The organism is Bacillus sp. FSL R5-0286 (assembly GCF_038593245.1).
GTDB lineage: Bacteria > Bacillota > Bacilli > Bacillales > Bacillaceae > Bacillus > Bacillus altitudinis.
On record NZ_CP151977.1, the window covers coordinates 3,436,020 to 3,447,527 of the forward strand.

General features: G+C 42.0%; 14 protein-coding genes. 10 read left to right on the forward strand and 4 right to left on the reverse strand.

Annotated features, from left to right (window positions below):
• Nucleotides 1-215 precede the first annotated feature (215 nt).
• The gene (locus tag NST24_RS17770; RefSeq protein ID WP_342462066.1) at nucleotides 216-1,544 is read left to right on the forward strand and encodes an LLM class flavin-dependent oxidoreductase; all 1,329 of its coding nucleotides are present in this window, start codon (nucleotides 216-218) and stop codon (nucleotides 1,542-1,544) included.
• A 39-nt stretch (nucleotides 1,545-1,583) separates the two neighbouring features.
• Here the strand turns inward: NST24_RS17770 and NST24_RS17775 are convergent, their stop codons facing one another.
• Nucleotides 1,584-2,468, reverse strand: a complete 885-nt coding sequence (locus tag NST24_RS17775; protein ID WP_008343536.1) for a LysR family transcriptional regulator — start codon at nucleotides 2,466-2,468, stop codon at nucleotides 1,584-1,586.
• Nucleotides 2,469-2,618: 150 nt separating this feature from the next.
• On the opposite strand from NST24_RS17775, the gene ssuE reads away from it, so the two are divergent.
• From ssuE to NST24_RS17815, 8 genes are read left to right on the forward strand one after another with little or no spacing between them, the layout of a single operon-like run.
• Complete coding sequence (gene ssuE / locus NST24_RS17780; protein ID WP_342462067.1) at nucleotides 2,619-3,170, forward strand: NADPH-dependent FMN reductase; 552 nt, start codon at nucleotides 2,619-2,621, stop codon at nucleotides 3,168-3,170.
• Nucleotides 3,154-4,179, forward strand: a complete 1,026-nt coding sequence (locus tag NST24_RS17785) for an LLM class flavin-dependent oxidoreductase (protein WP_039165233.1) — start codon at nucleotides 3,154-3,156, stop codon at nucleotides 4,177-4,179. The genes ssuE and NST24_RS17785 overlap by 17 nt, the downstream gene beginning before the upstream one ends.
• A complete protein-coding gene (locus NST24_RS17790; protein WP_024719443.1) occupies nucleotides 4,179-4,433 on the forward strand; it encodes a glutaredoxin family protein in 255 nt (84 codons plus the stop codon). Before NST24_RS17785 ends, NST24_RS17790 begins: the two co-directional genes overlap by 1 nt.
• Before the next feature lie 34 nt (nucleotides 4,434-4,467).
• Nucleotides 4,468-5,031 carry a GNAT family N-acetyltransferase gene (locus tag NST24_RS17795; protein ID WP_008343543.1) on the forward strand — a complete coding sequence of 188 codons (564 nt, stop codon included), beginning with the start codon at nucleotides 4,468-4,470 and terminating at the stop codon, nucleotides 5,029-5,031.
• Between the two features lie 13 nt (nucleotides 5,032-5,044).
• Entirely contained in the window at nucleotides 5,045-5,806 is a 762-nt protein-coding gene (locus NST24_RS17800) for an amino acid ABC transporter permease (RefSeq protein ID WP_008343545.1), read from the forward strand.
• A 17-nt stretch (nucleotides 5,807-5,823) separates the two neighbouring features.
• Nucleotides 5,824-6,666, forward strand: coding sequence for a transporter substrate-binding domain-containing protein (locus NST24_RS17805; protein WP_041091389.1), 843 nt, complete (start codon nucleotides 5,824-5,826; stop codon nucleotides 6,664-6,666).
• A 16-nt stretch (nucleotides 6,667-6,682) separates the two neighbouring features.
• Nucleotides 6,683-7,393 (forward strand): ABC transporter permease subunit, encoded by a 711-nt coding sequence (locus NST24_RS17810; RefSeq protein ID WP_024719446.1) that lies wholly within the window; start codon nucleotides 6,683-6,685, stop codon nucleotides 7,391-7,393.
• Entirely contained in the window at nucleotides 7,390-8,133 is a 744-nt protein-coding gene (locus NST24_RS17815) for an amino acid ABC transporter ATP-binding protein (protein WP_135009576.1), read from the forward strand. The genes NST24_RS17810 and NST24_RS17815 overlap by 4 nt, the downstream gene beginning before the upstream one ends.
• Nucleotides 8,134-8,237: 104 nt before the next feature.
• Here NST24_RS17815 and NST24_RS17820 read toward each other — a convergent pair whose 3' ends face one another.
• From NST24_RS17820 to NST24_RS17830, 3 genes are all read right to left on the reverse strand, one after another.
• Nucleotides 8,238-8,738: a YwgA family protein gene (locus tag NST24_RS17820; RefSeq protein WP_007497715.1), complete on the reverse strand. Its 501-nt coding sequence runs from the start codon at nucleotides 8,736-8,738 to the stop codon at nucleotides 8,238-8,240.
• A 30-nt stretch (nucleotides 8,739-8,768) separates the two neighbouring features.
• On the reverse strand, nucleotides 8,769-10,070 hold the full coding sequence (locus tag NST24_RS17825) for an HD domain-containing protein (RefSeq protein WP_007497716.1): 1,302 nt from the start codon (nucleotides 10,068-10,070) through the stop codon (nucleotides 8,769-8,771).
• Between the two features lie 170 nt (nucleotides 10,071-10,240).
• Nucleotides 10,241-10,462 (reverse strand): DUF1450 domain-containing protein, encoded by a 222-nt coding sequence (locus NST24_RS17830; RefSeq protein WP_003215259.1) that lies wholly within the window; start codon nucleotides 10,460-10,462, stop codon nucleotides 10,241-10,243.
• Between the two features lie 242 nt (nucleotides 10,463-10,704).
• On the opposite strand from NST24_RS17830, the gene NST24_RS17835 reads away from it, so the two are divergent.
• The gene (locus NST24_RS17835) at nucleotides 10,705-11,505 is read left to right on the forward strand and encodes an RsfA family transcriptional regulator (RefSeq protein ID WP_024719449.1); all 801 of its coding nucleotides are present in this window, start codon (nucleotides 10,705-10,707) and stop codon (nucleotides 11,503-11,505) included.
• Nucleotides 11,506-11,508 lie beyond the last annotated feature (3 nt).

Here is an 11,508-nt window from a genome sequence, read left to right on the forward strand (position 1 = left end):
AAGCAGAACTTTTGATCTGGGACATTCGCTTAGTAAACATCCATCTTTTTCTAAAGTGCTATTATAGACCCAGCCACACCATATAAAGAAGCAAAAATTGATATTAGAAAAGATAAATTCAGACTTTACTGATACGAATTATACTTCTTTGCGATTCTCCCTTATGATGAAGAACATAAAAACAATGCTATTTCAAAACAGAAGGGACGATCCACATGTCTGAAAAAAAGCACATACAATTTGGATTGATGTTACATGGTCCAGGAGGTCATATGAATGCATGGAAGGATGAATCCGTTCCAGCAGATGCAAGTGTGAACATTGATTATTATCAAGCAATGACAAAAAAGGCAGAAGCAGCGGGTTTCCGTTTTGTCTTTGTCGCAGATGGCTTATATATTCATGAACATTCAATTCCTCATTTCTTGAACCGATTTGAACCATTAACCATCTTATCCGCTCTTGCTGCGGTCACCAAACAGATTGGACTTGTGGGCACTGTATCCACTTCCTACAGTGAGCCCTTTACCATTGCTCGGCAATTTGCATCCCTAGATAAATTAAGTAAAGGGCGGGCCGGATGGAATGTTGTGACTTCTCCACTTGAAGGCTCTGCTGAAAACCACATCATTCGTCCGCATCCTAGCCATTCACTTCGGTATGAAATTGCAGAAGAATACCTAAAAGTAGTGAACGGCCTTTGGAGCTCATGGGAAGAAGATGCTTTTTTAAGGGATCGATCAACAGGGGTTTTCTTCGATCGGGATAAACTGCACACATTAAACCATCATGGCAAACACTTTTCTGTCAAAGGTCCTTTGAATATCGAACGATCTGAACAAGGGCAACCGGTGATTTTCCAGGCAGGTGCGTCAGAGGCAGGAAAGGATCTAGCCGCAAAAGAAGCGGACGCAGTATTTACGAATGCAGACTCACTTGAGAAAGCGAAAGCATATTACCGCGATGTGAAAAATAGAGCCGCAGCGCTGGGCAGAAATCCATCTGACATCAAAATTTTCCCCGGTATCCACCCGATTACAGGGCGAACAGTCGAAGAAGCAGAAGAAAAATATGAAGCCATTCAACATCTGGTCTCTATTGAAGAAGCCCTTCATTACCTGGGCAGGTTCTTTGATCACTTGGACTTCAGTCAATTTCCACTTGATGAGCCATTTCCTGATATCGGTGATGCCGGTTCAAACAGCTTTCAATCCACAACTGAATCGATTAAAAAAATGGCGAAAGAACAAAGCTTGACCTTAAGAGAAGTCGCTCTACGAGTAACCACTCCCAAAAGTGCTTTTTTCGGTACTTATGAACAAGTGGCAGACCAGCTGATCCAATGGATCGAAGAAGATGCCGCAGATGGATTTATTTTTGGCTCGCCTATTCTAGCAAGCGGTTTATCTGAATGGACGGAGCATGTCATCCCGATATTAGTAGAAAGAGGATATTACGACCCGAATTATCCAGCTCATACCCTTCGTGAAAATTTGGGTCTGCCTATCAAGAAGAATCAGTTTCTCAAACAAACAGTGAAATAAACATGAAAAGAGGGGTTAGCTCAAAGGCTACCCCTCTTTTCATGTTGGTTGATGCAGTCGATTTTCGATGAGATCAATGAATTGAAGTACGGCTCTTCCTGGCGAATCATTTGTTTTCCTCAATAGACCAACTGGCGGGGAAACATGAATGCCCTTTATTTCTAATACCTTAGTGCCTGGAAGAGTAAAGGAATGAGCAGTTCGTGTAAAAAGAGAGACACCTAATCCAGCTTGAACATAATGTTTATGGGACATGCTGCTCGTAATCTCTAACTTATTGTAATTGGTCCCAATGACATCGACGATTTGTTGTTCGATTTGAATACGGATGGGGCAATTGTGTGGCGTGAATAAAATGGTCTCATCCTTTAAATCTGTCACCTCCACTACCCCTTTTTCCGCTAATCGATGGGAAGACGGGACGAGCAGCACGATATCATCTTGAAAAAGAGGCTTATAGCTATTCTCCATCGAAGCTTCTGGTGCTCCGCAAATCGCAAAATCAATCTCATCATGCGAAAGTAAGGAACTCAACGTATTCGCATCCGCTACTTGCACAGAAAATTCTACATTCGGAAACCTTTCCTTGAATTCTGCAATAAGGGCAGGAAATTCTAAGCTGGCAGTGGGCTCAGAAACACCGATGCGAATGAACCCCGCAATGCCCACTTCTAAATCTTGGAGTGTTTTCGTCAATTTCTCATATTCATTGAGTAAAGAATTGGCTCTTTCATAAAAAAGCTGTCCTGATGCTGTTAACTTTAAGGTCTTCCCTCTTTCTAGAAGCTTCTCTCCAATTTCCTCTTCTAAATGTTTGATGTGCAAAGTGATGGTTGGCTGAGAATAATTCAGCGCTTCTGCTGCTTTTAAAAAATTTCCGTATTTCACGATCGTGGCAAAGGTGCGTATCGCTCGAATCTCCATGAAAACCCCTCTTCTCCCTGTATTTTAAATATCTGAATCGTGTATTTATGATTACTAATTATACTTTTCTATTGGTTTGCCTTATTATAATTTATATTATCAACTATTCCAAGTTGTTTAGAAGGAATTATCAGAAATGGAGGAGACGAATTGGCAAAAGTAACGATTATAGCAGGCGGGCATTCTGTCCAATCTCGGTTAACCGGTGTCCTGCAGCAGATCCATCATCGTTTGGCGTTCCATGGGATTGATGTTCATGTCATTCAAGTCCACCAGCTTCCTAGCAGCGCCTTAATAGGAGCAGATTTTTCAAACGAGGACATTGTGAAAGCCATTGAGCTTGTGAATGAGAGCGACGGTGTCATTGTGTTAACACCTGTCTACAAAGCGTCTTTTTCCGGTATTTTAAAAACTTTTTTAGATCTACTTCCCCAGAAAGCATTACAAGATAAACCCGTCCTTCCTTGTGTTTTAGGAGGAACATACGGGCATTTGCTCGTCATTGAATATGCACTTAAACCGATCATTCATCAACTCGGTGCAACCGTCGTTCAATCTGGCGTGTATGTTGTGGATCAACAGGTCACAAAGCAGGATTCAAATAGCTATGTGCTTGATCCAGATGCCACAGACAGATTAAACCTCGCACTATCTCAATATCAAAGTCTAATAGGAGGAACAGCCAATGTCGCTCACCCTTAGTATTCTTGATCAAAGCCTCGTCAGTGAAAACGAGAAAGCAGAGACGGGTATTCAGCATACTGTCAGATTGGCTGAAGCAGCAGATCAGCTTGGTTATCACAGGTTTTGGGTGTCTGAACATCACAATAATTCTCAAGTGGCAGGTTCATCCCCTGAAGCCCTCGCTGGTTATCTTTTAGCAAAAACGAACCATTTGCGAATTGGGTCTGGCGGTGTCATGCTTCAGCATTACAGCCCGTTTAAGGTGGCTGAAACATTTCATGTACTGGCATCTCTAGCGCCTGGCAGAGTCGATTTAGGCGTTGGGAAAGCACCGGGAGGGTTGAACCTCTCAACACAAGCGCTTCAGGAAGATTATCAAGCGTCACGGAAAGACTTTTCTCAAAAATTAGTGGATCTCAAAACGTATCTAACTGAACAAGCAAATGAATTAAATGCTCAGCCAATTCCTAGCGTATCACCCGACATGTTCCTTCTAGGCGGCAGTATTGAGAGCGCGGAATTTGCAGCAAAACTTGGGATATCCTTTGTGTTTGCCTATTTTATTAACGGGGATGACGCATTATTAAAAGAAGCAAGAGAGACTTTTCAAAAATTCAAGACACAGAACACGCACCAGCAATTTCTTCTCGCCATCACCGTATCTGTAGCGGAAGACCACAAACAAGCCCTCTCGTACATCAAGCAAAAGGAAACAGTAAAGGTCTCCTTTTCCGATGGAAGAAAGCTTAATGTGACGTCACTAGAAGATGCAGAAAAGCTGGTGAAAGGAACAAAAAAAGAACACTACAACATTCACGTTCAAAAAACCGGTTATACCGCTGGCACAAAAGAAACCGTTCATCGCCGGCTGACTGAACTAGCCGAGACATATGATATCAACGAGTTCATTGTGCTATCTCCGATTGTAGACATTGAGGCAAGAATAGCGTCTATCACATTATTAAAAGAAGCATTTGATCATGAACTAACAGCCAAAAACCAAATAAACCAAGAGGTGAGCGTCTAATGTCAAATAAACAAAAAATCATTTTATGGAGCAAAAATGGATGCAGCTATTGTCAGGACATTCAGTCCTATTTCAACGAACAGCACATTACTTATTCAACCATTGATGTAACAGAGCATGATCATTACAGAAATATTTTAGAAGAAAAATACGGCGTCCGTTATGTGCCAGTAGTAGAAATCAGCCGTGATACCCACGTGTATCAAGCATTGCTGAATCCAGATATCGATACTTTACGAAAAGCGTTGAGCTGACATTACACACTACCCTTTTGATTGGAGGTTTGTCATGAGTCGAGATATTTTTCGCATCGCTACCGAAGAAGATGCACCGGCTTTTCTAGAATTGCTGTCCAGTGCATTTAAACCGCTTGGAGAAATGGGCATTGATTGGCCATCCACGAACGCCACACTTGAAATGGTCACAGAAAACATCAAACAATCCGTTGCTGTTGTGTTAGAACGAGACGGGCGGCTCATATCAACCATCACCATACGTTTTCCGTGGGAGAGTACTCAACCGGTCTCAGGCTATCCATTTGTTTGGTGGTTTGCCACAGCTCCTGATTTAGCCGGTCAAGGGATCGGAAATAAGCTGCTCGATTATGTAGAAAACACCTTGCTCCGGCAGACATTTAAAGCACCAGCATACACACTGGGCACTTCTGGCCGAAAGCACCCCTGGCTTCTAGAGATGTACGAACGAAAAGGCTATACAGCATATATTGAACGTGAAGCCGATAATGGCGACTTAGGTGTATTAATGTATAAAGTCCTCATCCCTGAACGGTTTGATGCCGCCATATTAGGCGCACCGCCCTCAGAAGAAAAAGTCCAAACGACTTCAACATAGGAGGTGATTCAACATGGGGGAGTTTTTCAAATGGGAGTATGTCGTCACACTCTTCCCTAAAGTATTGTCAGCCCTTCCAACAACCTTACTGATCGTTTTATTTGCCACTTTGATTGGCAGTTTTCTTGGATTCATTCTTGCTTATTTCCGAATTGAGCGTATTCCCATCCTGCATCAGCTCAGTGCAATTTATGTCTCATTTATTCGTGGAACACCTATCCTTGTGCAAATGTTTATTGTGTTTTATGGCCTGCCTGGTGTGCTTGCAACAATTGGGCTTGATATCTCCATGTGGAACAAATTGATCTTTCTGTATATTACATATGGACTCAATACAGCTGGGTATTTTTCAGAAATATTCCGATCTGCCCTATCGAGTGTCCCAGCATCTCAATATGAAGCGGCCGCCTCGATTGGACTGACGAAATGGCAGATTTATAGAAGAACGCTTATTCCTCAAGCAGGGAGAATCGCCCTTCCTAATATCGGCGTGGCCATTGTCAACTTATTACAAAATACCTCCCTCGCCTTTACATTAGGTGTGATGGACATGATCGGAAAGGTTCAAACATTAGGGGCTTTATACTATCGCGTATTAGAAGGATACTTTATTGCTGCCGTTATATTTATCATTTTAAGTATGGTGTTAGAAAAATCATTTGACCTATTGGAAAAACGGATCAATACACCGAAAACAAAAAAACAGCGACAGACGGCATTGCTTCCCTTAAAAAGAGCCGAAGCGGCCTTCACTGTAGAAAAACGTGCAAAATAAACTGGGGAGGAATTTACATGAAAAACAACAGAATATTCAGAAATCATTACATCATCGGTCTGCTTCTACTTGGTTCATTGCTGCTTGCCGCCTGCGGAAATAATGAGCAATCGGATGAAGTCAAAGCAGAAGCAAACAATAATGACCCAGATGCAAAAGAAATCGTCATTGGGACAGGGAACGCCTATCAGCCTTTCGTTTACTTAGATGAAAACGGCAAATTAACAGGCTACGAGAAGGCTGTATTAGATGAAGTGGATCAGCTGCTTCCACAATATAAGTTTAAATATGAATCCTTTGAGTTTAAAAATATTCTGCCTGCTTTAGATGCCGGTAAAGTTGATCTCGCTGCCCACCAATATGAAATCAATGACGAGCGTCAGAAGAAATATCTATTTGGAAAAGTTGGCTACACAGATTATACAAGCTATGTGGTGGTGAATAAAGCATCCGGTCATGACTTTCAAAGCCTGGACGATTTAGCTGGACACAAAGTGCACACCTCTACAGGAAGTAATTTCGCTTATCTTTTAGAGCAATATAACGCAAAGCATGATCGGAAAATTGACATTGTCTACGGAGATGGCGGGAACGAAATTTTAGTCAAAAACCTGCAGAATGGCACGGTCGATGCTGCCTTACTCACAAAGTATGACGTCAATAAGCTAAACAAACAGTTCAATGCCAATCTTGTGACATCCGGAAAGCCTGTAAACGTATCTAAAACGTATTATCTATATCAAAAAAACAATACAAAACTTCAAAAAGACATTGATCAAGCCCTGCAAAAACTGATCGATAACGGCAAGCTCGCTGAATTGTCTAAAAAAATATTGGGCGGAGACTTTACTACATCATAAGAAAGGAGCGATCTGAGTGGATTTTGACGTTGCTTTTATGTTTCAGGCCTTTCTAGCCGCACTTCATTATTTGCCAACGACGCTGCTATTAGGTTTTCTCCCGCTATTATTCGGCTCCGTGTTTGGCTTTGGCATTGCCCTTATTCGTTTTTATCAAGTGCCTATATTGTCTCCATTGTTCAAATGGTTTGTGGCGATTTTTAAAGCCATTCCTGTTGTATTAATCTTGCTCGTATCTTATCTTATTTTTTCCGATTCGCTCGATCAATTGGCTGCATCTCTTTCGCTGCCAATCCGTTTTAGCGATTTAGATAGACGATGGATTGCCATTTTCGCCCTTTCTTTATATGCCGTCAGCGGGTTATCAGAGATATTTCGAAGCTCTCTTGCGTCCATCCCAAAGGGCCAATTTGATGCCGCTCTATCCGTTGGTTTCACAGGCAGACAGGTGTTGCGAAGAGTGATCATTCCACAAGTCTTTCCCATCTCTCTTCCTTTACTGAACAACATGCTTATCAGTTTAATCAAAGCCTCTTCTCTCGTCTCTATGGTATCTGTGGTCGATATTTTAAACGGCGCTTTAATCAAAGCCAATGTGAACTATCGTTATCTTGAAGCATACATTGCTGTTGCCCTTATTTACTGGGCGCTGTGTGCCTCTATTGAAGCCATTACAGCCGGATATGAGAAATATGGACACAAAAACAAAAGGAGACGATTGGCATGATTCACATCAAACAAGTGCATAAAGCATTCGGTCAAAACCAGATTCTAAAGGGAATTGATTTAACGGTAGAAAAAGGCGAAGTCGTTGTCATTTTAGGTCCGAGCGGCTCTGGGAAATCAACATTTCTCAGATGCTTAAATTTTCTTGAGCGTGCGGATCAAGGCGAGATCAGCATTGATCACACCAGTGTCACATTCAATCAAGCAAAACCGAAAGACATTCTAGCAATTCGCCGAAAAACAGCCATGGTCTTTCAGCAATACGACCTGTTTATTCATAAGACAGCACTTGAGAATGTCATGGAAGGCTTAGTCATTGCCCGTAAACAACCGAAAGACCAAGCCTATGACACAGCACTCCAATTGCTCAAAAAAGTAGGGTTACTAGAGAAAAAAGATACCTATCCCCATCAATTATCTGGCGGACAGCAGCAGCGAGTAGGCATTGCAAGAGCACTTGCATTGAATCCGGAAGTCATTTTGTTTGATGAGCCGACCTCCGCTTTAGATCCCGAGCTTGTAGGTGAAACACTTGACGTCATTAAACAAGTGGCACAAACCGGGGTCACCATGATCATCGTCACCCACGAGATGAGCTTTGCCTATGATATTGCCGACAGGGTGATTTTCATGGAGGATGGGGTCATTGTTGAATCAGGCACCCCAGTAGAAGTCTTTGAACAGACGAAGGAAGAACGGACAAAACAATTTTTAGCAAGATTTTCTTATCATCATTCCTAAAAAACAAGTCGATCCATGAGGTCGACTTGTTTCTGTTTCTATATGCGTGCAAAATAAAAACCAGTCTGTTCTAGCCATTGGCTATTACATACTGGTTCTTATCGTTAGTTCAATTCCTTCAACTGATCAATATACGCAAGGGCTGCCTCAAATTCTTCGTCCGTATAGCGCTGCTTGCTTTTAATGGTGAAGACCTTTTCCTTTACCTCATCTTTTGGCAGATCATCAAAGTATAAAATCGTTGAGACAAGCTCTAGAAAACGAGACGATTGCTCATTCATCTGCTGCGTCAGCACTTTGAGGTCAGGCATGTCCACTTCACACTGATCGAGAAACTCTTTCCCATTGTCCGTCAGCGAATAGCGATATTGATAGTATCCGCCCTTTTTTTCCTTCATTTCGTCCAAGAATCCAAGGTTGCACAGCTCTTCAATTCTGAGCGTCAACTCCTCTGAATAAGGGCCATAAAAATGAAAATCGTATTTCTCGTAAAAAGGCAAATCTAGCTTTTTTGCTATGTAAATCATTTTTTGCAGTTTCTTCCGTCCAACGATTTCCCCAGATTCAGAGAACACCTTCATCAACTTTGCATGCTCTTTCAACAAATTCCCGACATCTCCTTTTTCAGTAATTCCTTATCCCAATCCAAGCAGCTTCATGATCGCCTTCTTTTCTTCAGCTTTTTCCGACATATCTACAATTAAGTCCATCGGGAAATAAAGTTTATGATCGGTTCTTCGTTTACCGGAAATGGCGTCAACAATATCTGACTGTCTCGACAGTTCTTTAATATGACCACTTTGCGTCAAGAGATGGATCGGCAGCCGTTCTTCTTCTTCGCCCGGTCTATAGAAGTCATAAGGCAAATCAGAGGAAGAGTCGACCACTAAATAATAGTCAGGATCAATTCCTGCTTCTTTGAACAAAGCCGTCAGCTTGAAATATTTCGTCATTTCTTCATTTGGATTAAACTCTGTATATTGGAATAAACGGCGGTTCATAAAACGGCGGCACAAATCAGCCAGCACGTGATCTTCTTCATCTTCCCACGCCTGAAAATAAAATAAAACAATGGATTCATCTAGCTTAATATAGTCCTCTGTGGTGACATTTCCTTCAAAAATTGAATAAAAATGAACAGGGGCATGTGTAAAAATGTAGCCCGTTTCATGCAGCTCTTTTGCACGATGGAGAATTTTCGTTAAAATGACTTCCGCACTGCGGGTCACTGGATGGAAATAGACTTGCCAGTACATTTGATAGCGGCTCATAATATAATCCTCTACGGCATGCATCCCGCTCTGTTTCATCACAATCTGATCTTCTCTTGGACGCATCACGCGTAAAATACGTTCCATATCAAAGTGACCATAGCTGACGCCTGTATAGTAAGCATCACGCTGCAAGTAATCCATACGGTCGGCATCAATTTGACTTGAAATCAAACTGACCACCTGTTTGTTTTGATACGTTTTGGCAATGACTTCTGCTACATGCTTTGGAAAATCGTCACTAACCCGTCGCAGCACTTCATTTACTTCCGTCTGCCCTAAAATGATATCTCTTGTAAACGATTCATGATCTAAATGAAAGACCTTTTCAAAGGAATGAGAAAACGGACCATGTCCAAGGTCATGAAGCAGGGCGGCACTCAGTACAAGCTCACGCTCCCCTTCATCCCATTCGGGTCTTCCTTTAAACACATCATCCACAATTCGTCTGACAATCTCGTATACACCGAGTGAATGATTAAATCGGCTGTGTTCTGCCCCATGAAACGTTAAATAAGTGGTGCCTAGCTGTTTAATTCGTCTAAGGCGCTGGAACTCTCTCGTTCCGATTAAATCCCATATCAATGCATCCCGTACGTGAACATAGCGGTGCACAGGATCTTTAAATACCTTTTCTTCGGATAATTTCCCTTTTGGATACGCCATCGTTTCGTCCCTCTTTTTTTAAGACGTGTTTCTATTATATCGGGTAACTTTTCCCGAAAACATCCTTGAATTTGCTGGCGAATGTGTTCTCATAGATTGAACGGACGTAAAAAGCCCGACCTGACAGGGACGGACCTCTTTTTAGGTCGACTGAACACATTCAGTGACATTTATTTGACTTTTTTTTGAACCTTTTCGAGTAACTCATCTTCTGTTGGTGCGGATAATGGGCGATTGTTCACAAACGCAAAAGCCTTTTTTCGTCCTGGACCGCAATACGATTGACAGCCAATCTCAATTTTTGCATCAGGGTCAACCGATTTAAGTCGAGGCAATAACGTTTTTAGGTTCGTCGCATCACAATCGTCACATACGCGAAACTCATTAGCCATGTTCTTACGCTTCCTTTCAATGATGAAACTTCATTCTATATGAAACAGTTGGACAACTAAGAGTGAATAATATACCACCCAACATTGTACATCGAAGCGACTGGAGTTGCAAGAAGCTTTGTCAGCACAGAGACGTATTCACATAAAAGCTAGTATTTTCCACTATCCTTTTAGCAAACTTGTATAAACCTTCTTCAACTTGGCTAATCTAATACCATCAAATCTTATGGGGGTTTAAACACATGTCAAAACAAAGACAAGATGCTTGGTCAGAGGAAAATGATCTCCTTCTGGCAGAAACCGTCTTACGTCACGTCAGAGAGGGCAGTACACAGCTGAACGCATTTGAAGAAGTGGGAGACAAGCTAAACCGTACCTCAGCGGCATGCGGATTTAGATGGAATGCTGTCGTGAGGCATCAATATGAAAAAGCATTGGCACTTGCCAAAAAACAGCGTAAACAACGCATGCGTGCACTCGGCAATGGGCAGCCTGCGAAAAAACGTTTGCTCTATCAGCCGCAAGTTGAAGAAACGATCACACAGGAAGAGTTCTCTCAAGAACTGGAACCTGCGCAAGAAGAAACGTTTGCACCTGCAGCCGAAACAGCCGAACAGCTTCAATTTGTGGATCAAAGCTACAATGAAGAGTTAGCTAGTTTATCACATTTATTGTCACAGGCTTCTCAAGTGACAGAGAAAAAGCCAGAAGCCAATCCATTTGGGCAGCGCCAAGAGCTAACCATTGAAGATATCATTGATTTCTTACGCCGCTATGAAGGCAATGGACAGCAATCATCTGCCTTACGCATGGAAAACAGCCGGTTAAAACAAGAAAACAATGAACTTTCACATAAAGTGTCGCAGCTAGAAGCTGAAGTGAAAAAGCTTGAAAAGGATCAGCTCACGATTCAAGAAGATTATGAAACACTCGTCAAAATCATGAACCGTGCAAGAAAACTAGTTTTGTTTGAAGAGGACGACAGTGCCGCACCAACCTTTAAAATGGATCGTAACGGCAACCTTGAAAAAATGGCTGAATAACCA

Excerpts from the sequence above, each read along its gene's own strand:
- NST24_RS17770 (WP_342462066.1), top strand. The coding sequence starts at position 216 with ATGTCTGAAAAAAAGCACATACAATTTGGATTGATGTTACATGGTCCA.
- NST24_RS17775 (WP_008343536.1), bottom strand. The coding sequence starts at position 2,468 with ATGGAGATTCGAGCGATACGCACCTTTGCCACGATCGTGAAATACGGA.
- NST24_RS17785 (WP_039165233.1), top strand. The coding sequence starts at position 3,154 with ATGTCGCTCACCCTTAGTATTCTTGATCAAAGCCTCGTCAGTGAAAAC.
- NST24_RS17790 (WP_024719443.1), top strand. The coding sequence starts at position 4,179 with ATGTCAAATAAACAAAAAATCATTTTATGGAGCAAAAATGGATGCAGC.
- NST24_RS17795 (WP_008343543.1), top strand. The coding sequence starts at position 4,468 with ATGAGTCGAGATATTTTTCGCATCGCTACCGAAGAAGATGCACCGGCT.
- NST24_RS17800 (WP_008343545.1), top strand. The coding sequence starts at position 5,045 with ATGGGGGAGTTTTTCAAATGGGAGTATGTCGTCACACTCTTCCCTAAA.
- NST24_RS17805 (WP_041091389.1), top strand. The coding sequence starts at position 5,824 with ATGAAAAACAACAGAATATTCAGAAATCATTACATCATCGGTCTGCTT.
- NST24_RS17815 (WP_135009576.1), top strand. The coding sequence starts at position 7,390 with ATGATTCACATCAAACAAGTGCATAAAGCATTCGGTCAAAACCAGATT.
- NST24_RS17825 (WP_007497716.1), bottom strand. The coding sequence starts at position 10,070 with ATGGCGTATCCAAAAGGGAAATTATCCGAAGAAAAGGTATTTAAAGAT.
- NST24_RS17830 (WP_003215259.1), bottom strand. The coding sequence starts at position 10,462 with ATGGCTAATGAGTTTCGCGTATGTGACGATTGTGATGCGACGAACCTA.
- NST24_RS17835 (WP_024719449.1), top strand. The coding sequence starts at position 10,705 with ATGTCAAAACAAAGACAAGATGCTTGGTCAGAGGAAAATGATCTCCTT.